The 22,862-nt window shown below is 63.7% G+C and carries 19 protein-coding genes; 3 read left to right on the top strand and 16 right to left on the bottom strand.

The features are described from left to right. Window positions 1-190: 190 nt before the first annotated feature. The 15 genes from ETQ85_RS01330 to paaN all read right to left on the bottom strand — a co-directional run bounded on the left by ETQ85_RS01330 (window position 191) and on the right by paaN (window position 18,592). A complete protein-coding gene (locus tag ETQ85_RS01330; RefSeq protein ID WP_148577312.1) occupies window positions 191-4,357 on the bottom strand; it encodes a hypothetical protein in 4,167 nt (1,388 codons plus the stop codon). 555 nt (window positions 4,358-4,912) lie between these two features. After that, a complete protein-coding gene (locus ETQ85_RS01325) occupies window positions 4,913-6,007 on the bottom strand; it encodes a 2Fe-2S iron-sulfur cluster-binding protein (RefSeq protein WP_148577311.1) in 1,095 nt (364 codons plus the stop codon). A gap of 19 nt (window positions 6,008-6,026) precedes the next feature. Beyond that, complete coding sequence (gene paaD / locus ETQ85_RS01320; protein ID WP_148577310.1) at window positions 6,027-6,530, bottom strand: 1,2-phenylacetyl-CoA epoxidase subunit PaaD; 504 nt, start codon at window positions 6,528-6,530, stop codon at window positions 6,027-6,029. 4 nt (window positions 6,531-6,534) lie between these two features. Further along, window positions 6,535-7,317 (bottom strand): 1,2-phenylacetyl-CoA epoxidase subunit PaaC, encoded by a 783-nt coding sequence (gene paaC / locus ETQ85_RS01315; RefSeq protein ID WP_148577309.1) that lies wholly within the window; start codon window positions 7,315-7,317, stop codon window positions 6,535-6,537. Next, complete coding sequence (gene paaB, locus ETQ85_RS01310; RefSeq protein WP_148577308.1) at window positions 7,317-7,613, bottom strand: 1,2-phenylacetyl-CoA epoxidase subunit PaaB; 297 nt, start codon at window positions 7,611-7,613, stop codon at window positions 7,317-7,319. The genes paaC and paaB overlap by 1 nt, the downstream gene beginning before the upstream one ends. Next, entirely contained in the window at window positions 7,610-8,623 is a 1,014-nt protein-coding gene (paaA, locus tag ETQ85_RS01305; RefSeq protein WP_148577307.1) for a 1,2-phenylacetyl-CoA epoxidase subunit PaaA, read from the bottom strand. Before paaA ends, paaB begins: the two co-directional genes overlap by 4 nt. A 39-nt stretch (window positions 8,624-8,662) precedes the next feature. Continuing rightward, window positions 8,663-9,454 (bottom strand): enoyl-CoA hydratase-related protein, encoded by a 792-nt coding sequence (locus ETQ85_RS01300; protein ID WP_148577306.1) that lies wholly within the window; start codon window positions 9,452-9,454, stop codon window positions 8,663-8,665. Window positions 9,455-9,461: 7 nt separating this feature from the next. Further along, window positions 9,462-10,235: an enoyl-CoA hydratase gene (locus ETQ85_RS01295; RefSeq protein WP_148577305.1), complete on the bottom strand. Its 774-nt coding sequence runs from the start codon at window positions 10,233-10,235 to the stop codon at window positions 9,462-9,464. A 136-nt stretch (window positions 10,236-10,371) separates the two neighbouring features. After that, a complete protein-coding gene (locus ETQ85_RS01290) occupies window positions 10,372-11,517 on the bottom strand; it encodes an ABC transporter substrate-binding protein (RefSeq protein ID WP_246128565.1) in 1,146 nt (381 codons plus the stop codon). Window positions 11,518-11,546: 29 nt separating this feature from the next. Then, entirely contained in the window at window positions 11,547-12,752 is a 1,206-nt protein-coding gene (gene pcaF, locus ETQ85_RS01285) for a 3-oxoadipyl-CoA thiolase (RefSeq protein ID WP_148577304.1), read from the bottom strand. A 10-nt stretch (window positions 12,753-12,762) separates the two neighbouring features. Next, entirely contained in the window at window positions 12,763-14,088 is a 1,326-nt protein-coding gene (paaK, locus tag ETQ85_RS01280) for a phenylacetate--CoA ligase PaaK (RefSeq protein ID WP_148577303.1), read from the bottom strand. Between the two features lie 40 nt (window positions 14,089-14,128). Further along, window positions 14,129-14,596, bottom strand: a complete 468-nt coding sequence (gene paaI, locus ETQ85_RS01275) for a hydroxyphenylacetyl-CoA thioesterase PaaI (RefSeq protein WP_148577302.1) — start codon at window positions 14,594-14,596, stop codon at window positions 14,129-14,131. Continuing rightward, complete coding sequence (gene paaH, locus ETQ85_RS01270; protein WP_148577301.1) at window positions 14,586-16,121, bottom strand: 3-hydroxyacyl-CoA dehydrogenase PaaH; 1,536 nt, start codon at window positions 16,119-16,121, stop codon at window positions 14,586-14,588. The genes paaI and paaH overlap by 11 nt, the downstream gene beginning before the upstream one ends. Continuing rightward, window positions 16,118-16,915 carry a 2-(1,2-epoxy-1,2-dihydrophenyl)acetyl-CoA isomerase PaaG gene (gene paaG, locus ETQ85_RS01265; protein WP_148577300.1) on the bottom strand — a complete coding sequence of 266 codons (798 nt, stop codon included), beginning with the start codon at window positions 16,913-16,915 and terminating at the stop codon, window positions 16,118-16,120. The genes paaH and paaG overlap by 4 nt, the downstream gene beginning before the upstream one ends. Window positions 16,916-16,924: 9 nt before the next feature. After that, a complete protein-coding gene (gene paaN / locus ETQ85_RS01260; RefSeq protein WP_148577299.1) occupies window positions 16,925-18,592 on the bottom strand; it encodes a phenylacetic acid degradation protein PaaN in 1,668 nt (555 codons plus the stop codon). Between the two features lie 312 nt (window positions 18,593-18,904). Between paaN and ETQ85_RS01255 the strand changes: the two genes are divergently transcribed. After that, the gene (locus ETQ85_RS01255; protein WP_246128564.1) at window positions 18,905-19,963 is read left to right on the top strand and encodes a 2Fe-2S iron-sulfur cluster-binding protein; all 1,059 of its coding nucleotides are present in this window, start codon (window positions 18,905-18,907) and stop codon (window positions 19,961-19,963) included. A 91-nt stretch (window positions 19,964-20,054) separates the two neighbouring features. Then, the gene (gene paaX / locus ETQ85_RS01250; RefSeq protein ID WP_148577298.1) at window positions 20,055-21,008 is read left to right on the top strand and encodes a phenylacetic acid degradation operon negative regulatory protein PaaX; all 954 of its coding nucleotides are present in this window, start codon (window positions 20,055-20,057) and stop codon (window positions 21,006-21,008) included. A gap of 80 nt (window positions 21,009-21,088) precedes the next feature. Here paaX and paaY read toward each other — a convergent pair whose 3' ends face one another. Continuing rightward, on the bottom strand, window positions 21,089-21,709 hold the full coding sequence (paaY, locus tag ETQ85_RS01245; RefSeq protein WP_148577297.1) for a phenylacetic acid degradation protein PaaY: 621 nt from the start codon (window positions 21,707-21,709) through the stop codon (window positions 21,089-21,091). Window positions 21,710-21,791: 82 nt separating this feature from the next. On the opposite strand from paaY, the gene ETQ85_RS01240 reads away from it, so the two are divergent. Further along, the gene (locus ETQ85_RS01240) at window positions 21,792-22,592 is read left to right on the top strand and encodes an IclR family transcriptional regulator (RefSeq protein WP_148577296.1); all 801 of its coding nucleotides are present in this window, start codon (window positions 21,792-21,794) and stop codon (window positions 22,590-22,592) included. Window positions 22,593-22,862: the final 270 nt, after the last annotated feature.

The raw sequence follows: 22,862 nt of genomic DNA, 5'->3' as shown, positions 1-22,862 counted from the left end.
GGTGCCAACCCCCTTGCCGACGTTGAACATGAAGTCGGTCTGAATGGCCCTTACGTAAGTACGAGGAACAGTATCCGTACCCGCTGCTGTCGGTCGCCACTCCAACCTGGATGTCAGCAATGCAGTCAGACTTCGGTCCCTCACCGGGCAAGGCGTCGTTAGAGTGGCTGCTGGCGGCAACCTTCAGTGATTACTCAAGCCTCGTTCCCACCTCACCGAGGGTTGCTCCAACGGCTTGGGCAGCAGCAGTCAAAAGCACGCGGATAGAGCCAATGCCTTGCTCAACTGCGGAGATGGAGGCAAGCAACGCGGGAACGCTGGTGCGAGGCGAGACGAGCAGAAACGGACTTGACGCAAGCTTCTTCCACACGCTGGTGAATCGCCTTGCCACAGCTCTGCCGAATGTCACCTGAAGCACTAAGCCTTCGGAGAAGCAGACCGTAGCCGATGCCAGAAGAACCTGGATGCGAAACGTCTCTTCGGGGCCGAGGGTGGGGCCACGCATGAGTGCCAGCGCGGCTCCGAATGTTTCGCCAATTGACCGTTCTACTCGACCGCAAGCAACGTCGCGGGCAGCCTGATTCGACAGCGCCAGCCCGCGGGACATGTCGGCAAGTGCTGTGACGACCGGACTACCGGCGCCCCAGGTGTGCAATGCCTCATCGTGCCACGCGGTGACGGCCTGCACTGGGCCATCGCAGCAAATGGCACCCGCTGCAAACACCGCAAACCAGCCCTCGACGTTCAACTTGGACTGGGTCGGCGGGGTGTCGCCGCCATCACTTTGTATGGTCTGCTGGCGGTCAGGGAGTGATGCGAGGGTATTGAACGCTCGCTCGAAGGCAGCGAGTGCGCTAACGAACCCTGCGCCAGCCCCAGCGTTGAACTCGAACGCGAGTAGGGCCTTGGCGACGATGAACCTCACCAGCGGAAAGTTTGAGGTTCGCACTGCTTCCAACTGAACCCGGTAGACAGGAGATACGTCGCCAAGCTGCGATGCCAGGAGCCCAGCTCTGGCAATGGCCAGCTGCGTTCGCAGCGCTTGATTGGGCTGCGAAGCCCCGAAGCTGAGGCCTGGTTCCGAGGCCTTACCGAAGGGTAGGCTCAGCGTTGAGATGTCTTCCTGCTTCGAAATGGCTTCGATGAGATTGAACGTGCTATTGACGACCCGAAGGAGTGCCTCCCAATCGTCATGTCCGTCCTCCCAGGCCGCCGCTGGCAACTCGGCCAACATGTCCGAGAGCATCCGTGCCGCGCGCTGAGGCGCGCCAGCTAAGGCAGCAACGTGACTTGCGTCAACCACAAGCCCAAACCTCGTAATGGCGAGCCGATATTCGGCCGGCACAGCGGAGCCAGCAAGAAAGTAGCGCTCAGCCAGTGGCCATCGCTGAAGTCGACAGGCACAGATCCCTGCTCGTCGGAACGCGAAGGCGTCTATGGCAGTCGTTGCTTCGGGGTCAGAAATCAGGGAGTCCCAAACTGCTAGGGCGCCGACGTCATCATTAACTTGGTAGAGCGCGTTGACTCGCTGTTCGCGGATAGTGGCCGTCTCTCCGAACGCCGACGCCGCATCGGCCAGGGTCTGCATTGCCGCCGCATGGTCGTGAAGGTGCTCGCACTGGACGATTGACGTCGCCTTCGCGACCTCACTCCCGAACTGGACGAGGCCGAAGCGACGTGCAATCGCATTAGCTCGGGACAGCAACGCGACAGTTGGCGCCCATTCGGTCTCACCGGAGTGGCGTGAGGCCCAGGCACCGTGCACGAAGGCTCCACAAGAGTTCACCAGGGGCCAATGAAGCACTGCTTCAAAGGCCTGCCTCTCCTCGGCATCGGAATCAAGTTCAAGCCAGTCGAGCACTTCCGCCAAGTCTTTTAGGCCACGAATAGAAGGCGCTTGAAGCGAGAGGTAGAACTGGGAACTCGTCGCGCTTGCGGGGATGCCGTCAAGCGCACCGTTGGACTGGGCTATGAACCGAAAGCCATATTCCTCAGCCACATCGGCAGCCTCGCCCCTCAGTTTGCTCAGGGTTCCAATCGCGGCCAACTTCGACCTCAATGGAACCCGCGGATTTCTATTGATGAGCAACTTATAGCAACGCATGACCTCAAGGGCAGCACGCGGTTCTTGCTCCGGGATCTGACGAACCTCGTCGCTCCAACGGGCCAATATGGTTAGGAGCGACTCGGAGTCAACCTGGTTCGCCACAGAGAATTGAAGTTGGCGCAACATGGCGCTGACGAATGGTTTGGGTTCGAAGAAGCGCTGGCCCTCGGACAACGAAACGTACGGCAGCCAAACCAGTTGCTGAAAGACAGCGGCCGAAATCGTTTCCTCGCCGATGGTCTCCAGATTGCGAGCACAATGCGCGAGACGGGACGCGTCGTGCGCGATGTAGGCGTGGAACAGAAGCGCCGCAGCATCGGCGACATTGAGACTCCTGACGCCTGCGATCGCGTCGTAGATGTGGCTGTGGGCGAGCTGCCTGCGGTCCAATGGCCAGACCTCTGCAGCAGACCCTTTCAACATCGGAGTCACACTGAGGCGTCCGACGAGAGGCAGCTCTAGCCACTTGCCTTGCAGTGAGTCAATGACGTCGCCACCATTCATGATGCCTCCGACAGCTCGAGTCAGGCTCAGCAACATCGGGCGCGTCAGCGGGAAGGTTGCCTCCGCGGCGGTGTACACAAACGCTGCGGTCTCGGGGGAAACGGTCTCGCTCAGCATCCGGCGTGCGACCTGCTTGGCAGTAGTGATAGCTAGGGAGGTTGACGTGATGTCAGCCGGCGTGGGCGCTGGCCACCCCTTCGTGCCGAGTTCGGCAATCCTCACCTGAACCAGCTTTGGGTGGCCCCCGGTAGTGCTGCTAATGAATGCGGCCCACGCTTGTGAAAAACCCTCTGGACAGCCGTTGGTCAGACAATGCTGTTGGATCTCTTCGACCGACAGCTCAGGCACATCAATGGCTTCGATGCCCACGAAGTCCGAGAGCTGCGCGGCTTCACCCGACTCACCGCGCGCGGTCAGAAGCAAGCCACGGCCCGAGCGAGTGGCACGACTGACCAGCAGTGCCAATGCCTGCCCGTATGCAGCATTCGCACTCGGAGACAGGTCAATGTTGTCGACTACGACAAGCGAAGGAGTAGATTCATCAGCGATGCTGGCTGCTATCGCTTTCAGCAGGTTGTCGGTGTCAACTCCACTGCGAGAGGCCACCGGGAACCACCAAGCATCCGGACATAGTGCATTCGCCACAAGTTGGGCGATGGTCGTCTTGCCCTTGTAGATGGTGCCGGTAAGCAACACAGCCTTTCTTTCCGTCATTCGCAGACGAACGTGCTCAACGAGAGATGTTCGGTTCAGGAGGGGGGCTGGTGCTTGTGGCAAGGGCAGTCGCATGGCCCTTAGGAGCGCAGCCCCAAGGTCAAACGCGCCCGCTTGGAGTGCCCTCTGGAACTGCTGGTACTGCATTGCAGGAACCGGGACATGTTCCGTCGTAGCCGCGTCAATTTCCCGCAGGAGGTCTGCAAGACCCAAACGGCGCCTGGCAGACTCCGGTCGCACGAGCACGTCGCAGGCGAAGGCATGAAGTCGGTCCCGGACGGTCCCTACGTACGACAGCGTGACGTTTGCGTGGTTGAGCCGGACCACCAACCTGTCGTCGACGCTTTGCTTCACCGAATCAACGCCGGGCTGGTCCAGAAACCAATGAACCCGACGAATGAGTCGTTCCTGAACCTGTTCCGAGGTGGCCGAGGTAAGGAACGCCCTCAGCGCACTGGTAGAAGCGAGTTTTGGCACCAGGTAGGCCTGAATCCGCGCCGCCATTTCAGCATCGGTTTGGGCAATGCGCCAGGCCTCAAGTCCCGCGACCCCCTCGAACTGCGCATCTCGCTCGAGTGCAGCGGACGCGGTCGTGATGTAGTGGAAGTCGATGCGCCGAGTCGACTCCCGCAGGCTGAGAGTCCAGAAGTTCTCGAGGGCCTCATGGGAACGTTTGTTGTTGAGCGAGAGGCCTTCTGCCTCATGTTTGATCTGTCCGGCGATGGCGCCGCTCGAGGTTATTCGGTCGAGGTCCTCGGCCCCCTCTAGGAAGATGACTTCGTCAGGTGAGCGAAGCCGCAACCAGGCATCAATCGACCACCAAATCTGATACACGATGCCTCGGATAGAGGCAACCGCCTGCCGCGCGGGGTCGCCCGCCAGCTCACAGGGGTTTGAGAAGGGGTCTGGCAGGTCGTTGAGGCTGGACGACATGCGCACCAGGGTACCACCTGCCAGCGGTAGAAGGTCAAACCAAGGGTTGGGCTGCCGGCGGCTGTTATGCGCCTGATACCGGTCATAGGAATCCTCCAACCCGAACGGCAGCAAAGGCCAACAAACAGCCCCCCCTCCCCCAGCCACGCCCCCCTTCCACGCCTCGCGGCAAGCCCCTGCCCGCGCGAATCCCTCATTCGCCTCGCCGCCATGCCGCTCATCGCACACCGCCACACCCTCAATCCCGCGACGACCCCCTCCTCCGCCGTCCCTATCCTTGATCTGCCGCCTCATTCATTCAAGTTGCGGCCCCGGATGATCAATCCGATAGTCCTGAATCGTCATACGACGCATCGGAATACTGTTTTTACCTATCGAATCACTGTTCAGGCCGGTCGTATTCCTTATCCGATAGTCCGCAATCTTCATCCGGCACGTCGGAAGACTGTTTTTACCTATCGGATCACTGTTCCGATGTGCCTGATAAGCAATCCGGGCGCGCTACATTGAGTTCATCGACGTCGTAACAGATATCTGCCAGCCCGGATGTGTGTTCCGGGCTGGCAGATGGCTTTACTTTTCCTTCGCCACAATGAAAAGCGGCCGCACAAGGCGGCCGCGAGGGGTGCGAACCAAGTTCGCGCGTTGATGCGTTTAACGTTCGTCGAAACTCACCAGCAAACGGCCGCTGGTCGGGCGGGCCTGGCAGCTCAGCACAAAACCCTGGGCCATCTCGGAGCCTTCGAGGGTGAAGTTCTTGTCCATCTCGACCGTGCCTTCGAGCACCTTGGCGCGGCAGGTGCAGCACACGCCGGCCTTGCACGAGAAGGGCAGATCGAGACCGGCGTTGAGGGCCACATCGAGCACATGCTCGTTGGGCGCCATCATCATCTCGTGCTCCTTGCCGTCGAGAATGACCGACAGGGCCACGCTCTTGGCGCTTTCGAGTTCGGGATGCAGGGTGCCGATGGGCACCACGCCCTTGGGCAGCGGCGTGTTGGCGGTGAAACGCTCGGAATACACCCGGCTGGCCGGCACACCGGCGTCCACCAGGGCCTTGGTCGTGTCCTCGATCATCGCCTCGGGGCCGCAGATGAAGACTTCGTCCATGCTCTTCACCGGCAGCAGCGCGTCGATCACGGCACGCACCTTGTCGGCGTCGATGCGGCCTTGCAGCAGGTCTACTTCCTGGGCCTGGCGGGACAGCACATGGATCAGGGTCAGGCGGTCGCGGTAGCGGTCCTTCAGATCCTGCAGGGCTTCGTTGAACATCACCGAGGACATGCGGCGGTTGCCGTACACCAGGGTGAACTTGGATTCGGGCTGCTCTTCCAGCGTGGTGGCGGCAATCGACAGGATCGGCGTGATGCCCGAGCCGGCGGCAAAACCGACGCGGTGGATGGCGCGCTGCTTCTTGACGACGAAGCGGCCGTCGGGCGGCATCACGCTGATGGTGTCGCCGGCCTTGACGGACTGGGCGGCCCAGTTCGAGAAAACGCCACCTTCCACCGGACGGATGCCGATTTCCAGCTCGCCTTTTTTGGCGAGGCGGCTGCGCGGGCTGCTGATCGAGTAGCTGCGGCGCACTTCCTGGCCATCGACGACGGCCTTGACCGTCAGGAACTGGCCCGGCTCGAAGTGGAAGCGCTCCAGCTCGGCAGGCGGAATGTCGAAGGTGATGGCAACGGAGCCCGCCGCCTCGGGGCTGACGCGCTTGACGGTAAGTTCATGAAAACGGAGAGCGGACATGTCGGGTGCTCCGGAAAGCCTAGTAAGGCTTGAAATAATCGAAGGGCTCCTGGCAGTCGAGGCACTTGTAGAGCGCCTTGCATGCCGTCGAGCCGAATTGCGAAGAGACAACGGTGTGGGTCGAGCCACACTGGGGGCAGGCCACCGGCTCGGCCGCCGGGCGGCGCATGAAGCGCACGACGCTGACGTCCGGTTTGGTCTGGTGCGGCGGCGCAATGCCGTAGGCACGCAGCTTTTCCTTGGCGACGTCGCTCATCCAGTCGGTGGTCCAGGCGGGCGACAGCTGGGTGATGACGCGGGCGGCAATGCCGGAACTTTCCAGCGTCGCCCGCACGTCGTCCTCGATCTGCCCCATGGCCGGACAGCCGCTGTAGGTTGGCGTGATCACCACCTCCACGAGGCCGTCCGGGCCGCTTCTCACATCGCGCAGGATGCCGAGCTCCCGGAGGGTGACCACCGGAATCTCCGGATCGGTCAGGCCCTCCAGGGCGACCCACACCTGCTCAAGGGTGGCGGTGGTCATGGGCTTACCAGCAACCGTCGGGGTGAGCGCGGGCCAGGCTCTGCATTTCGGCGAGCAGAAAACCCAGATGCTCGGAATGCAGGCCGACCTTGCCTTGCGGCACATAGCCACGGACTTGCGGCCGGGTCAGGGTCGCTTCGGCCAGGGCGTCGTTCACCAGCGCATCCCAGGCGGCACGCAGGGTGCGCACATCCACGCCAACGCCAGCTTCCACTGCCGCGGTTTCGGCCGGGCTGACGGTCCAGAACTCCTCGGTGTAGGGCAGCAGATGATTCACTGCGGCCTGCGCCCGGGCGTGGGATTCGTCGGTGCCATCGCCCATGCGCAGCAGCCAGTCACGGCTGTGGTGCAGGTGGTAGGTGGCTTCCTTCAGCGACTTGGCGGCAATGCCGGCCAGTTCGCTGTCGGCGGACGTTTGCAGCGCATCCCACACATGCACCATCAGTGCCGAGTACAGGAAGTTGCGCACGATGGTGGTGGCGTAGTCGCGGTCGGCAACGGCGTAGCCGACCAGTGCGCCGTGATGGGGCAGCTCCAGCAGCGTGTAGTTGCGGAAGGCCTGCGAGTCGCGGAAGTAGGCCAGCTGGTCTTCCGTCGTGCCGTCGCCCTTCAGTTCGGCGGCGCGCTGGTAGAGCAGCCGGGCCTGGCCGATCAGGTCGAGGCTGACGTTGGCGAGGGCCAGGTCTTCCTCGAGGATCGGGCCGTGGCCGCACCATTCGGCATCACGCTGCCCGAGAACCACGGCGTTGTCGGCCAGATGCAGCAGGTAGTCGATGGTTGCGCTCATTACATGTGCCCCACTTCATCGGGAATTTCGTAGAAGGTCGGGTGACGGTAGATCTTGTCGGCGGCCGGATCGAAGAACTCGCCCTTCTCGTCGGGGTTGCTGGCGGTGATCGCTGCCGAGGGCACGACCCAGATGCTCACGCCTTCCTGGCGGCGGGTGTACACGTCGCGGGCCATGTGCAGGGCCTGGCTGGCGTCGGCGGCGTGCAGGCTGCCGCAATGCTTGTGTTCGAGGCCCTGCTTGCTGCGGACGAAGATTTCCCAGAGGGGCCATTCTTTAAGGGCGGTGGTGGTCATGCTGCCTCCTTCATTGCACGTTCTTGTTGTTTGCGGGCGTAGGCCTGGGCGGCGTCGCGCACCCATTGGCCATCGTTGTGGGCCTTGACGCGGGTGGCCAGGCGTTCCTTGTTGCAGGGGCCGTTGCCTTCCACGGTGTCCCAGAATTCCTGCCAGTCGATCTGGCCGTAGTCGTAGTGCTGGCGTTCCTCGTTCCACTTGAGGTCGGGGTCCGGCAGGGTGATGCCGAGCACCTTGGCCTGGGGCACGGTGGCATCGACGAACTTCTGGCGCAGGTCGTCGTTGCTGATGCGCTTGATGCCCCAGCGCATGCCTTGCGCGCTGTTGGGGCTGTCGGCATCGGGCGGCCCGAACATGGCGAGGCACTTCCACCACAGGCGGTTCACCGCGTCCTGCACCATCTCGCGCTGGGCTTCAGTGCCCTTCATCATCACCAGCAGGGCTTCGTAACCCTGGCGCTGATGGAAGGACTCTTCCTTGCAGACGCGCACCATGGCGCGCGAATACGGGCCATAGGAGCAGCGGCACAAGGGGATCTGGTTCATGATCGCGGCGCCATCCACCAGCCAGCCGATTGCCCCCACGTCGGCCCAGTTGAGGGTCGGGTAGTTGAAGATCGAGCTGTACTTGGCCTTGCCGGAATGCAGGCCTTCGAGCATCTGGTCGCGGCTGGTGCCGAGGGTTTCGGCGGCCGAATACAGGTAGAGGCCGTGGCCGCCCTCGTCCTGCACCTTGGCGATCAGGATGGCCTTGCGCTTGAGGCTGGGGGCGCGGGAAATCCAGTTGCCTTCGGGCAGCATGCCGACGATTTCGCTGTGGGCGTGCTGGCTGATCTGGCGCACCAGGGTCCGGCGGTAGGCTTCCGGCATCCAGTCCTGCGGCTCGATGCGACCGTCCGCGTCGATGCGGGCGTCGAAACGGGCCATCAGTTCCGGGTTCTCGGTGGACGGGGTCACCGCCACCGTTTTTTGTCCGGCCTGGTCGGGCACGTTGAATGACTGTGTGTACATAGTGTTCTGTCTCCTCTCGGTTAAACCCATTCAGGATCGTTACAGCAGCCAGGCGGGCTGGCGTTTTTCCAGGAAGGCAGCGATGCCGTCCTTCGCTTCGTCGGTCGCCCGCTGGCGGGCAATGCGCTGGGCGGTTTCCTCGCTCACCGCGTCGTCAATCGGACGGCCGGTCACAGCGGCAATCAGGTCCTTGGCCGCCTTCTGGGCCTGCGGTGCGCCGGCAATCAGGGTGTCGGCCAGCGCGGCAACCGCCGCATCCAGCGCCTCCACTGCCACCACTTCGCCCACCAGGCCAATGGCCAGCGCCCGCTCGGCCGAAACACGCTCGGCGCTCTGGAAGAAGCGCAACGCGTGACGCGGCCCGACAGCGCGCAGCACATAGGGGCTGATCACCGACGGGATGATTCCGAACTTCACTTCGGAGGTCGAAAACACCGCGTCGCTGGCCGCCACCGCCATGTCACAGGCCGCCGCCAGGCCGGTGCCGCCACCCAGGGCAGCGCCCTGCACGCGGGCGATGGTCGGCTTGGACATGTCCGACAAGGCCCGCAACATGCGGGCGAAGCGCCGGGCGTCGGCCAGGTTCTCGGCCTCGCCAAAGGCCGAGGCGCGCTTCATCCAGTTGAGGTCAGCGCCGGCGGAGAAATGCTTGCCCCGCCCGGCCAGGACCACGACGCGAACACCGACGTCCCCGTCCAGCTCGGCGCAGGCCTGGCCCAGATCGGCGATGAGTTGCTCGTTGAAGGCGTTGAAGACTTCCGGACGGTTCATCCAGATCGTCGCCACGCGGCCGTGGCGTTCGACTTCGAGGGTTTCGTAGTGGTTTGCCATGCTTGCCTCAGCGGTTCGTGAAAGCCGGCTTGCGCTTCTCGACGAAGGCCGCCATGCCTTCCTTCTGGTCTTCGAGGGCGAAGGCCGAATGAAAGACACGACGCTCGAAGAGCAGCCCCTCGTTGAGGGACGACTCGAAGGCGCGGTTGACCGACTCCTTGATCATCATGACCACCGGCAGCGAATAGCCGGCGATGGCCTGGGCAGCCTTCATGGTCTCGTCGAGCAGCTGGTCGGCGGCGATCACGCGGGCCACCAGCCCGGCCTTTTCGGCTTCGAGCGCATCCATCATGCGGGCGGTGAGGCACAGATCCATGGCCTTGGCCTTGCCGACGGCACGCGGCAGACGCTGGGTGCCACCGGCGCCGGGCATGGTGCCCAGACGCACTTCCGGCTGGCCGAACCTGGCCGTGTCGGCGGCGAAGATCATGTCGCACATCATCGCCATCTCGCAGCCACCCCCGAGGGCAAAACCGGCCACCGCCGCAATCACGGGCTTGCGCGTCGTCTTGATGCGCTCCCAGTTGCGGGTGATGAAGTCGGTCTTGTAGGCGTGCATGTAGTCGAAATCCTTCATGAAGCCGATGTCGGCTCCCGCAGCGAAGGCTTTCTCGTTGCCCGTGAGGACGATGCAGCCGATGTTCTCGTCGGCTTCGAAGATATCGATGGCGGCGGCAATGCCGTCGACGACTTCGTTGTTGAGGGCATTCAGCGACTCCGGCCGGTTGATGCGAATCAACCCGACCTTGCCGTGCACTTCGTGAATGACTACGTTCGACATTTGCTGCCTCCGGAGGGGCCGCCCGAGGGCCGCCCATCTTTATTTTTTTGCACACCCTGTGGGTCGGACTGAAGTCCGACGCGGCTGGCGGAACCTGCGTTGTCGGACTGAAGTCCGACCCACAAGGGTTTTGCGATTACTGCGAGATCGTCCAGTCGCCGTTCTTCACTTCCAGCATGCGGAAGGAAGACAGGTCGAGGCCCATGTGGTCGGTGGCCGACATGGTCACCTTGCCGCTGGAGCCCACATAGCCCTTGGTGGCTTCGATGGCGTCGCGAACCTTGGCCTTGTCGGTGCTGCCGGCGCGCTTGATCGCATCGACAGCCAGCATCAGGCCGTCGTAGGCGTAGCCGCCGAAGGTGGACACGTCCTGCTTGTAGCGCTCCTTGTAGGCCTTGTCGTAGGCGGTCACGACAGGCTTCTGCGGGTCATTGGCAGGCAGCTTGTCGGCGATCAACTGAGCCGGCGACGGCAGGCGCACACCTTCGGCAGCCGGGCCGGCGAGCTTCAGGAACTCATCCGACGCGACGCCGTGGGACTGGTACAGGGGCAGCGTGATGCCGAGCTGCTTGTAGTTCTTGGTGACGATGGCCGGGCCCTGACCCAGACCGAACACGAACACCGCCTGCACGCCCGGCGTGCCCTTGATCTTGGTGAGCTGCGGGCTCATGTCGGTGTCCTTGGGGCCGTAGGTTTCGTTGGCCACCAGGGTGATGCCGTACTTGCCGGCCACCAGCTCGGTTTCCTTCTTGCCGGACTGGCCAAAACCGCTGGTTTCGGAGAACAGCGCCACCTTGGTGAGGCCGCGCTTCTTCATGTCCTCGAAGACTTTCTCGGCGGCCATGCGGTCGGTGTGCGGCGTCTTGAAGACGAACTTCTTGACCGGCTCGATGATCACCACGGCGCCCGCCAGGGAGATGAAGGGCGTGCCCGACTTCTCGGCCAGCGGCACCATCGACATGGTGGAACCGGTGGTGGTGCCGCCGATCAGGATGTCCACCTTGTCGTCGTCGAGCAGGCGCTTGGCAAAGCCGTTGGCCTTGTTGGCGTCGCTGCCGTCGTCGTAATGAACGAGCTGGAGCTGACGGCCAAGCACGCCGCCCTTCTTGTTGATGTCCTCCACGTACAACTGCAGGGTCTTCAGCTCCGGGTCGCCCAGAAAGGCAGCGGGGCCGGTTACCGACAGCACCGAACCGACCTTGATCGGATCGGCAGCCATTGCGGCCAGGCTGCCCAGCGCCAGTACGGCGCCGGCAAGGAAGGTCTTCATCGTTTTTTTCATCGGGTTGTCTCCTCTACGGGTGTTGTGTGTCAAACGCGTTCGATGATGATGGCAATGCCCTGGCCGACGCCGATGCACATGGTGCAAAGGGCATAGCGGCCGCCCCGCCGGGCCAGTTCGTAACTTGCGGTGGTCACCAGGCGGGCACCGCTCATGCCCAGCGGATGGCCCATGGCGATGGCGCCGCCATTCGGATTGACCCGCGCTTCGTCGTCGGCCAGGCCGAGGTCACGCAGCACCGCCAGGCCCTGCGCCGCGAAGGCTTCGTTGAGTTCGATGACGTCCATCTGGGCCAGCGTGAGGCCGGCCTTGGCAAGCACCTTGCGCACGGCCGGCGCCGGGCCGAAGCCCATGATCCGCGGGGCAACGCCGGCGGTCGCCATGGCGACGACACGCGCCTTCGGCGTCAGGCCGTGTTTGGCAGCGGCAGCGCCGGACGCCAGCAGCAGCGCACAGGCGCCGTCATTGACGCCGGAGGCGTTGCCAGCGGTAACCGACAGTTCGGGGCCATTGACGCCCTTCAGCTTGGCCAGCATGTCCAGCGTGGTTTCGGGGCGCGGATGCTCGTCGGTAGTGAAGACAATCGGCTCGCCCTTCTTGCGCGGGATCTCCACCGGCACCAGCTCGTCGGCAAAACGGCCGGCTTCGTTGGCGGCGGCCCAGCGCTGTTGCGAGCGCAGCGCAAAGGCGTCCTGATCGGCGCGGGAGATGCCGAAGTCGGCGGCGACGTTGTCGGCCGTCTGCGGCATCGAGTGGGTCTCGTAGAGCTTCTTCATCATCGGATTGATGAAGCGCCAGCCGATGGTGGTGTCGAAGATCGAAGCGTTACGGGAGAAGGCGGATTCGGCCTTGCCCATCACGAAGGGCGCACGGGACATGCTCTCGACGCCGCCAGCAATCATCAGCTCGGTTTCACCCGACTTGATGGAGCGCGCAGCCAGGCCGATGGCATCCATGCCGGAACCGCACAGGCGGTTCACCGTGGTGCCCGGCACCTCGATGGGCAGGCCCGACAACAGGCCGGACATGCGCGCCACGTTGCGGTTGTCTTCGCCGGCCTGGTTGGCGCAGCCGTAGATGATGTCCTCGACAGCGGCCCAGTCGACTTGCGGGTTGCGGGCCATCAGGGCCTTGAGGGGCACCGCGCCGAGGTCGTCGGGGCGCACGCTGGCGAGGGTGCCGGCATAGCGACCAATGGGCGTGCGGATGGCGTCGCAGATAAAGGCTTCAGTCATGGGGTCGTCCTCAGATCTGCTTCGGGCGCTGGTCGACAACGCGGCGGGCCTTGCCCGTCTGGGTGCGCGGGATGGACTCGAAGTCCATGACGTTCACCTTGGTCGAGATGCCGATGATGGTTTTGATGTGGTGCTGCAGCGCGCGGGCGATCTCTTCGATGGTGCCGCGGCCGAGCTTGCCGGACAGTTCGCGCTGCACTTCGCAACGCACTTCCACGTTGTCCATGTGGCCGTCGCGGGTCAGCACGATCTGGTAGTTGCCGGTCAGGCGCGGGTCGCGCAGGATCTGCTCCTCGATCTGGGTCGGGAAGACATTGACGCCGCGGATGATCAGCATGTCGTCGGAACGACCGGTGATCTTGTCCATGCGCCGGAACGAGCGCGAGGTGGGCGGCAGCAGGCGGGTCAGGTCGCGGGTGCGGTAGCGGATGACCGGGAAGGCTTCCTTGGTCAGCGAGGTGAACACCAGCTCACCCTCTTCGCCGTCGGGCAGCACTTCGCCGGTTTCCGGGTCGATGATCTCGGGGTAGAAATGGTCTTCCCAGATCACCGGGCCGTCCTTCGACTCGATGCATTCACAGGCCACGCCGGGGCCCATCACTTCGGTCAGGCCGTAGATGTCGATGGCGTCGATGCCGAGCTTGCGCTCGATCTCGTGACGCATGCCCTGCCCCCACGGCTCGGCGCCGAAGATGCCAACTTTCAGCGAGATTTCATCGGGCTTGATGCCCAGGCGCTCGAACTCCTCGGCGATGACCAGCGAGTAGGACGGCGTCACCATGATGATTTCGGGCTTGAAGTCCATGATCTGCTGGACCTGCTTTTCGGTCTGGCCGCCGGACATCGGCACCGCGCAACAGCCGGCGCGCTCAACACCGAAGTGGGCCCCAAGGCCGCCGGTGAACATCCCGTAGCCGTAGGCGATATGCACCATGTCGCCGGCCCGGCCACCCGCGGCGCGGATCGAACGGGCAACCACGTTGGACCAGTTGTCGATGTCGTTCTTGGTGTAGCCGACGACTACCGACTTGCCGGTGGTGCCGCTGGAGGCGTGCAGGCGTGCCAGCTTGGTGCGCGGCACGGCAAAGAGGCCAAACGGGTAGTGGTCGCGCAGGTCCGTCTTGGTCATGAACGGAAACTTGGCGAGGTCGGCCAGCGTCTTCAGGTCGTCCGGATGAACGCCTTTTTCAACGCAACGCGCGTGGTACGGGGCGACGTTGTCGTAGCTGTGGCGCACCGACCACTTCAGGCGTTCGAGTTGCAGGGCCGAGATTTCGTCGCGGCTGGCGGTTTCGATGGGCTCGAGATCGCCGGGCTGGGGGATTCTTGCGGTCATGGGGTGTCTCTCCTCTCCGTGTTATTCGATAAAAGGCTGCTCAGGATTTCTCGGCAGCCAGTCCGGCAATGACTTCGCCGGAAATGCGGTAGCTCTTGCCCCGGAACAGGGCGATGGTCTTGCCCGCGCTGTCCCGCACGGTCACGTCATAGACGCCGGTGCGGCCGGCCTGGGACTGCTCGACGGCTTCGGCATCCAGCGTGTCGCCTTCCCGGCCGGGAGCCAGGAAGTCGATGTTGCAGGCGGAGGCCACCGTGTTCTTGTTATAGCTATTGCAGGCGTAGGCAAAGGCGCTGTCGGCCAGCGTGAAAATCAGGCCGCCGTGGCAGATGTGATGGCCATTCACCATGTCGCCGCGCACCGTCATCGAGATCCGCGCATAGCCCGGCCGCACCGCCTCGATCTTCATGCCGAGGGCGTTGGTGGCGCGGTCGCGGGCCCACATGACTTCGGCGACGGACTCGGCCAGGGCCTGGGCTTCTGCCTTGTTGAGGTGCTTATCGGTCATGGATGTTCTTTCCGGCGGAAACCTGCTGCTGAATGAGGGGCGAGATGCGGTAGCGGTCTTCACCGTAAAACTGGCCGAGGTTGGCGAGCACCCGGCAGATGGCCGGCAAGCCTGCCAGATCGGCCCAGGCCAGCGGCCCGCGGGGGTAATTGACACCCAGGCGCATGGCCGAATCGGCACCGGCCACATCGCACACGCCCTGATTCACGGCGTCGGCGGCCTCGTTGGCGAGCATCGCCACCGTACGCATCACGGCCAGGCCGGGTACGTCAGCCAGGCGCGAGACCGAGAAACCGGCGGCCTGCAGCAAACCGATGGCCGCACCGACGGCCGGAGCAAAACAGCCCTGCGCCGCACTCATCGCCAGGCGGCTGGCCTGGGTGTAGTCGAGGGCCAGATCGATCAGCACCGTGTTGGTGATGCCGGTATCGGCAGCCCGACGGGTGGCGGTGCGGCCATCGGTCACGTAAATCACGGCGTCACCGGCTTCGGCGATACGGCCGTCGTCGGCCTCGCCCCAGCTGTAGGCAACGTCCCGCTCATGCAGCCGGTCGGCCAGCGCCAGCGCGGCGGCAGACTCGCCGTGCAGCACGATCTGGCCCGGCACACCCTGGGCGACCGCGTTCTTCGCCTGCGGGCGCTCGGCGCCGTCCCGGTAATCGTAGAAGCCACGGCCGCTCTTGCGACCATAGAAGCCGGCATCCACCAGTTCCTGCTGAATCAGCGACGGCAGGAAGCGCTGGTCGTTATAGAAAGCGTTCCACACCGAGCGGGTCACGGCGAAATTCACGTCGTGGCCGATCATGTCCATCAGCTCGAAGGGGCCCATGCGAAAGCCACCCGCCTCGCGCATCACCGCGTCGAGGGTGGCGCAGTCGGCGCCGCCTTCGTTGAGGATGCGCAGGGATTCGGCGTAGTACGGCCGGGCCACCCGGTTGACGATGAAGCCGGGGGTCGAGCGGGCATGCACCGGCGTCTTGCCCCAGGCCGCCGCAGTGGCGAACAGGGTGTCGGCAACGGCCTTGTCGGTGGCCAGGCCGGAGACGATCTCCACCAGCGCCATCAGCGGCGCCGGGTTGAAGAAATGCAGGCCGGCCAGACGCTCGGGACGCTTGAGGGCGGCACCGATGGCGGTCACCGAAATCGATGAGGTGTTGGTGCCGAAGATGCAGTCGGCGCCGACGATGGCTTCGAGATCGCTGTAGAGCTTTTGCTTGGCTTCGAGGCTTTCGACAATGGCTTCGACGACCAGCGCGGCGTCCGCCAGATCGGCCAGTTGGTCGACCGGAAGCAGCCGCGCGCCGGCGGCCTGCGCCGCCTCAGCCGTCAGCTTGCCCTTTTCGGCCAGACGGGCGAACTGGGCACGGATGCCGGCCACCGCCTTGGCAGCCGCCTCGGGGCGGTTGTCGAGCAGCTTGACCACGTGGCCAGCGGCAGCCGCCACTTGGGCGATGCCGGCGCCCATGGCACCGGTGCCGACTACAGCGACGACGGAAGAAGATTTGAGCGCCTCGGTCACGCTCATTCCCCGGTGAACTTCGGTGCGCGCTTTTCCATGAAGGCGGCGACGCCTTCGGCGTAATCCGGGCTCCAGCCCAGTTCGCGCATGAAGCTGCCTTCAAAGGAAAGTTGCTGCTCGAGCGTATGGCCGGGCGCCGCATGCAGGGCCTGACGGGTGCGCACCAGGGCCTTGGTCGGCGCGGTGGAAAGCTGGGTGGCCAGACGATCGACGGTGGCGGCGAACTCGGCATCTTCAACCGCAGCCCAGATCAGGCCCCATTCGGCAGCCTTTTCGGCGGGCAGCTTTTCGGCCAGCAGGGCCAGGCCCATGGCGCGGGCCATGCCGACGCGCTGGGGCAGGAACCACGTACCGCCGGTGTCGGGCACCAGGCCGATCTTGCTGAAGGCCTGCAGGAAGGACGCCGACTTGGTGGCGACAACCAGGTCACAGGCCAGCGCCACGCTGGCGCCGGCACCGGCGGCAATGCCGTTTACCGCGGCGATGGTCGGCACGCGCAGGTTTTGCAGGCGCAGCACCAGCGGCTTGTAGTTCTTTTCGACCACGTTGCCGATGTCCGGCATGGGCTGGCCCGGGGCCATCGCCATTTCGGGGTCGGCCAGATCCTGGCCGGCGCTGAAGGCCCGGCCGGCGCCACTGAGCACCAGCACGCGAATGCGCTTGTCGGCCTGGATGGTGTCGAGGGCGTCGCGCAGTTCGGCGTGCATCTCGCCGGTGAAGCTGTTGAGCTTGTCCGGGCGGTTCAGCGTCAGGCGGGCAATGCCCGCCTCCACCGTGAAGAGGATGTTCTGGTAGTCCATGGCGACTCCTCAGGCGTGGTAGCGACGTTGCACAACGCGGAAGCGGTTGGCGACGAAGGCCGAGTCCGAGTAGGACGCGTTGGCGGCCGGGTTGCCACCGGTGCCGTGGTAGTCGGAGTACGCCGCTGACTGATTCACGAAGACGCCGCCGGTCAGGTTGATGGACAGGGCCACCTTGCTGCGCCAGGTAGCTTCGGTCATCGCGTCGATCACGTCCTGCTGGGTGGAATACACGCCGGTGGTCAGCGCGCCGTGGGTGCTGACCACGCGCTCGGACAGGGCGATGCCGGCGGCGGTGTCGGCCACCTTGACGATGAAACTGATCGGGCCGAAGCGCTCTTCCATGTAGAGCTTCTCGTCAGCGGCATCGCAAGCCAGCAGCACCGGGGTGCGCACGTTGGCAGCCGGAAAGTCCGGGTTGTCGAGCTTGGTGGAGGCCAGCACGACCTTGCCCAGCTCACCGCTGTTGGCAAGATTGATGCGCTCGGCAGTGTCGGCGGACTGGATTGCGCCGAGCACGGCATGGGCGACTTCGGGCTTGGACAGGAAGCGTTCGACAGACTTGGCCAGATCGGCGCAGAACTCGTCGTAGGACTTGTGGCCATCTTCGGTCTCGATGCCACCAGCCGGCACAAACAGCGCCTGGGAGGTGGTGCACATCTGGCCCGAATACAGGGACAGCGTGAAGGCCAGATTGCCCAGCATCGCCTTGTAGGCGTTGGTGGAGTCGATGACGATGTTGTTCACACCGGCCAGCTCGGCATACACCTGGGCCTGGCGGGAATTGTCGATGAGCCACTGGCCGAACACGTTGCCGCCGGTGAAATCGACCGACTTGACCGCCGGGTGGGTGGCCAGGGCCTGGGTGGTGGCGCGCTTGTCGGTGACGCACAGGCTGACCAGGTTGGGGTCGATGCCGTTTTCAGCCAGCACGGCGCGCACCGTGCGCACGGTGATGGCGGCCGGCAGGATGGCGTTGCTGTGCGGCTTGACGATCACCGCGTTGCCGGTGGACAGCGCCGCGAAGAGGCCCGGGTAGGTGTTCCAGGTCGGGAAGGTGCCGCAGCCGATCACCAGGCCAATACCACGGCCGACGATCTGAAAGTGCTTCTTCATGACCAACGCCGGGTTCTTGCCCTGGGGCTTTTCCCATACCGCCTCGGCGGGCACGAAGCTCTGCTCGCGCCAGGCATAGGCCACGGCTTCGAGGCCGCGGTCCTGGGCGTGGGGGGCGCCGGCCTGGAAGGCCATCATCCAGCCCTGGCCGGTGGTCATCATCACCGCGTGGGCCAGCTCGAAGCTCTGCTTGTTGAGGCGCTCAAGGATTTCCAGACAGATGCCGGTGCGGCCATCGGCGCCCACGGCCTGCCAGCCCTTCATGGCTTCAAGGCCGGCGGCGATCAACGCATCCGGATCGCACACCGGGTAGCGCACATCCAGCGCCACGCCGTAGGGCGAGGACTCACCACCCAGCCAGCCGTTCTGGCCCGGCTGACCCAGTTCGAATTGCTGGCCCAGATGCGCCTCGAAAGCGCGCTTGCCGTCGTCGGGAGCCGTTTCGCCATACACCTTGGGGCTCGGCATTTCCGGGTAGGCCGACCAGTAGCTGCGGGTGGCGATGGCGCCGAGGGCGCCTTCGAGGGTGGCGCGATGCTTTTCGAACAGGGGATGCGTCATTCGTCTGTCTCCGGTTGGGTTTTGTCTTCTGGAGCAAACGTTACAAACCTAGATGATCTATGTCAATGCTTGGTATCGCATTTTTTTGGTATGAATGCACAACATTCCCCCCATAGAAATCAGTTCCATATTTTAAAATATTATAATTTTCAGTTAGTTATTTTGAAAAACATCAGAAAAAAACGATTTTTCGGACAAACAAAAAAGCGCAGAGATTTTTCTCGCCCCCGCAAAATAGATACATTTTTTATATAAAATAATTTTATTTTGTATCATTTATTAACCCTACAGAAAGAATGGAATTACAGGCCAATGACAAACATCGCTCGCATCATCCTGCAACCCTCGGGCAAGTCGGTGACGTGCGCCGACGGCGACACCGTCCTGATGGCCCTCGAAAAAGCCGGCTACGCGCTGCCCAACAACTGCCGGGCCGGCGCCTGTGGCGAATGCAAGGTCAAAGTCACATCGGGGCAGTTCGACCAGGGCATGGTGCTCGACATGGCCTTGTCCCGCGACGAGCGTCGCCAGGGCTACGGCCTGATGTGCATGGCCAAGCCGATTTCCGACGAACTGAGTATTGAATGGGGCACTGCTGACGCCCGGCCCAAGCTCTTTCCGCCGCGCGACGCTGCCCTCTTTGTGCTGACTGACAAGCACCGGCTTACCGAGCGGGTGGTCGAACTGCGCCTGCGCCCGGTCGGCGAGCCGATCCGCTACTGGCCCGGCCAGTACGTGACGCTGGGCCATCCGGACGCCGGTATTCCGGCCCGTGCCTATTCCATCGCCAACACGCCACGCCCGGATGGCGAACTGGTGCTGCAGGTCGCCCGTGCCGACGGCGGCATCACCAGCAACTGGATCCACGACCAGTTGCAGCCCGGCGACAGCGTCACACTGGCCGGCGCCTACGGCAGCTTCATCGGCGACCCGTCGGTGGATACGCCTGTGTTGTGTCTTGCCGCCGGCACCGGGCTGGCGCCCATCCTGGCGCTGACCGAAGCCGCCTTGCGACGCGGCTTTCGCCAGCCGGTAAGCCTGATTTTCTCGGCGCGCAGCCGGGCCGACGTTTACAGTCAGGGCCTGATGGCCTGGTGGCGCAGCCGGCATCCGGGCCTCGACTACAAGATCACGCTCACCCGCGAAAAGCAGGATGGCTACCTCGCCGGGCGCATCCGGGCAGTGCTCCCCGGGCTGTTTTCCGACCTGTCGAAACACACCATTTTCGTGGCCGGCAGCCCACCGTTTGTGGACAGCTGCGTCGCCACGGTAAAGGCGCTGGGGGCGCAGTCCACACTGATTCATACCGAAGCCTTCTTCGCCCGGCAGCAGCCCATCGCGCCCGACGCAGATCATCTCCTTGTCATTTAAGGCCCTGCAGGCCGGCCCGGCCGTGCTACCCAGATCCGGGGCGAGCCGCTAGACTGTCGCGCTTTTCTGCCCCATTCATTCGGCAAATCCAGTGCTGCCCCCGATCCAGAAACGTCTCGACGACTTCCGTCAACAAGGCCGTGTCCAGGCCGGCTCCCTCATCATTTCAGTGTTTGGCGACGCGGTTTTGCCGCGGGGCAGCCGCATCTGGCTGGGCAGCCTGATCCGCCTGCTGGAGCCGCTGGAGCTCAACGAACGCCTGGTGCGCACTTCGGTATTTCGCCTCGCCAAAGAGGAATGGCTGCGCACAGAACCGGCCGGCCGGCGCACCGATTACCTGCTCACCCCGTCCGGCCAGCGTCGCTTCGAAGAAGCCTCGCGGCACATCTACGCGTCCAGCGCGCCCCGCTGGGATCGCCGCTGGCGTCTCATCATCACGGTCGGCGAACTCCCCCCCAAGCGCCGCGAAGCACTCCGCCGCGCCTTGTTCTGGCAGGGTTTCGGGATTCTCAACGGTGACTGCTTCGTGCACCCGAGCGCCGACCTGTCGGCGGCTTTCGACGCGCTGATCGCCGAAGGCCTGTCGGACGTGCTCGGCAAGCTCAAGCCGCTGCTTGCCGCCGACGCCCAGTTCGGCAACGCCGCCAACGACATCGACATGGTGCACGGGGCCTGGAACCTGGAACGGCTGGCCGGCGTTTACGCCGAGTTCGTCGAACACTACCAGCCCGTTCTCGAACAGCTGCGCGCCGACGGACAGGGCGACATCGACGGCGAAAGCGCTTTACTGCTGCGCATCCTGCTGATCCACGACTACCGCCGCCTGCTTCTGCGCGACCCGGAGCTGCCCGACGTGCTGCTCCCGCCCGAGTGGCCCGGGCAAAAGGCCCGGCTGCTGTGCAAGGAACTCTATCGCCGCCTGCTCGCCCCGTCCGAGCGCCACCTGGACGCCCACTTCCAGCTCGCCAACGGCCAAACTCCCGAAGCCACCCCGACACTCCACGAGCGCTTCCGCGAAGACGATCCCCTCGCGCTGCCAGGCTGAAAGCCCTGTGGGTCGGACTTCAGTCCGACAACGCGAGTTCAGCGTCTGAGTCGGACTGAAGTCCGACCCACAGAAACGTCCTAGCCTTCCTTTTTACGAAGTTCCACCAGCGGCACCACGTCCGGCATGTGGATGCGCTTGCGGTCGGCTTCGACGGCAGTCAGCGGCGCGGTTTCGACCATCGTCGCCAGGCTGCGCCGAGTCAGGTCCTGGTAAGTCGCCGTGCCCTCCCCCTTCCAGCGAATCTCCTCGTCGCTCAGTTCGCGGATCACCTTGGCCGGCATGCCCGCCACCAGCACCCGCGGTGGAATCTCGGCGCCAGCCTTCACAAAGGCACTGGCCGCCACGATGGACGATTCGCCGACGATGGCGTTGTCCATGATTACTGCGTTCATCCCCACCAGCGCATTCCTGCGGATGCGGCAGCCGTGCAGCACTGCGCCATGGCCGATGTGGCCGTTCTCCTCGACCACCGTATCGGTGCCCGGAAAACCGTGCATCACGCAGGTGTCCTGCAGGTTAGCGCCGCGTTCGAGAATGAGCCGTCCAAAATCCCCACGCAGGCTGGCGCACGGCCCCACGTAGCAGTCGGGGCCGACGATCACGTCACCGATCAGCACCGCGGAAGGATGCACATAGGCGGTCGGGTCCACCACCGGAACGATGCCGTCGATGGCATACACGCGCAGCTTTGTTGTCATGAATTGATCTCCTTGCTTGACAGATGGTTTCTTATAATGAAATCTATTCTTCAATACGTAACATAACCGAGAAATCAGGATCATGAGCGAAGAACTGGAAGGAAAGCATGGGGTGCAGTCCCTGGAGGTAGGGATGGGCATCCTCAAGGCCATGGTCGGCGGCCAGCGCTCGATGATGCTCAAGGACATCGCCGCTGCCGCTGAAATGCCGCCCTCCAAGGCCCACCGCTATCTGGTCAGCCTGATCCGCGTCGGGCTGGTCGAGCAGGACCCGCTCACCTCCCGCTACAACATCGGGCCCTTCGCTCTCAAGATCGGCCTGGTCGCCATCGACCGCCTCGACCGGGTGCGCCTGGGCATGGCGGCCATCGCCGAGCTGCGCGACACCATCAACGAAACCACCGCCCTCGCCGTGTGGGGCGACCACGGCCCGGTGATCGTCCGCTGGGAACGCCCCAACCGCCCGATCATCGTCAACGTGGTCACCGGCACCCACCTCAAACTGCTCAGCTCGGCAGCCGGCCGCGTCTTTGCCGCATGGCTGCCGCGCGACCAGGTGGAAGAGCAGATTCTCAAGGAACTGGCCAGTGGCAGCGCCCCCGCCGACATCCACACCCTCGACGACGCTTACGCCATGCTCGCCGAGGTCGAGCGCGAAGGCATCGCCGCCATCTCCGGCAACTACGCGGTAAAGGGCGTCGAAGCGTTGGCGGCCCCGGTGTTCAACTTCAAGAACGAACTCACCATGGCGCTGGTCATCGTCGGGGTCGAAGGCTCCACCGACATGCGCGCCGAAAGTCCGACGATCATCGAGTTGAAAAAATCCGCCCACAATCTTTCGCTCCGTCTGGGCTCGACCCGCGAAGTCGACAGCGCAGCGTAGAAAAATCCGCCTCCTCTCTTTCGTACCCCGCAAATCCCGGCCCCGGCGCCGGGATTTGTGTTTCTGCGGGCACCTGTCGCCAGCCCTTCCGAAGCCCTTTTTACACGCCGGCTCATTCCGATACAAATTTTCTTCTTGACTAGTATTTTTGTATCATTTCTAATCCGCAGAACAGATTACAAAATACAGAACCCGCCCAATCTCGGCGCAGGTCACCCGTCCAATACCCAGCACGACAGGAGACAAAAATGAACCACCAACGCGATACCA

It is taken from the genome of Zoogloea oleivorans, assembly GCF_008107625.1.
GTDB lineage: Bacteria > Pseudomonadota > Gammaproteobacteria > Burkholderiales > Rhodocyclaceae > Zoogloea > Zoogloea oleivorans.
This window is presented reverse-complemented; position numbering and strand designations above follow the sequence as displayed.

Excerpts from the sequence above, each read along its gene's own strand:
- ETQ85_RS01325 (WP_148577311.1), bottom strand. The coding sequence starts at position 6,007 with ATGTCCGCTCTCCGTTTTCATGAACTTACCGTCAAGCGCGTCAGCCCC.
- paaD (WP_148577310.1), bottom strand. The coding sequence starts at position 6,530 with ATGACCACCGCCACCCTTGAGCAGGTGTGGGTCGCCCTGGAGGGCCTG.
- paaC (WP_148577309.1), bottom strand. The coding sequence starts at position 7,317 with ATGAGCGCAACCATCGACTACCTGCTGCATCTGGCCGACAACGCCGTG.
- paaB (WP_148577308.1), bottom strand. The coding sequence starts at position 7,613 with ATGACCACCACCGCCCTTAAAGAATGGCCCCTCTGGGAAATCTTCGTC.
- paaA (WP_148577307.1), bottom strand. The coding sequence starts at position 8,623 with ATGTACACACAGTCATTCAACGTGCCCGACCAGGCCGGACAAAAAACG.
- ETQ85_RS01300 (WP_148577306.1), bottom strand. The coding sequence starts at position 9,454 with ATGGCAAACCACTACGAAACCCTCGAAGTCGAACGCCACGGCCGCGTG.
- ETQ85_RS01295 (WP_148577305.1), bottom strand. The coding sequence starts at position 10,235 with ATGTCGAACGTAGTCATTCACGAAGTGCACGGCAAGGTCGGGTTGATT.
- ETQ85_RS01290 (WP_246128565.1), bottom strand. The coding sequence starts at position 11,517 with ATGAAAAAAACGATGAAGACCTTCCTTGCCGGCGCCGTACTGGCGCTG.
- pcaF (WP_148577304.1), bottom strand. The coding sequence starts at position 12,752 with ATGACTGAAGCCTTTATCTGCGACGCCATCCGCACGCCCATTGGTCGC.
- paaK (WP_148577303.1), bottom strand. The coding sequence starts at position 14,088 with ATGACCGCAAGAATCCCCCAGCCCGGCGATCTCGAGCCCATCGAAACC.
- paaI (WP_148577302.1), bottom strand. The coding sequence starts at position 14,596 with ATGACCGATAAGCACCTCAACAAGGCAGAAGCCCAGGCCCTGGCCGAG.
- paaH (WP_148577301.1), bottom strand. The coding sequence starts at position 16,121 with ATGAGCGTGACCGAGGCGCTCAAATCTTCTTCCGTCGTCGCTGTAGTC.
- paaG (WP_148577300.1), bottom strand. The coding sequence starts at position 16,915 with ATGGACTACCAGAACATCCTCTTCACGGTGGAGGCGGGCATTGCCCGC.
- paaN (WP_148577299.1), bottom strand. The coding sequence starts at position 18,592 with ATGACGCATCCCCTGTTCGAAAAGCATCGCGCCACCCTCGAAGGCGCC.
- ETQ85_RS01255 (WP_246128564.1), top strand. The coding sequence starts at position 18,905 with ATGACAAACATCGCTCGCATCATCCTGCAACCCTCGGGCAAGTCGGTG.
- paaY (WP_148577297.1), bottom strand. The coding sequence starts at position 21,709 with ATGACAACAAAGCTGCGCGTGTATGCCATCGACGGCATCGTTCCGGTG.
- ETQ85_RS01240 (WP_148577296.1), top strand. The coding sequence starts at position 21,792 with ATGAGCGAAGAACTGGAAGGAAAGCATGGGGTGCAGTCCCTGGAGGTA.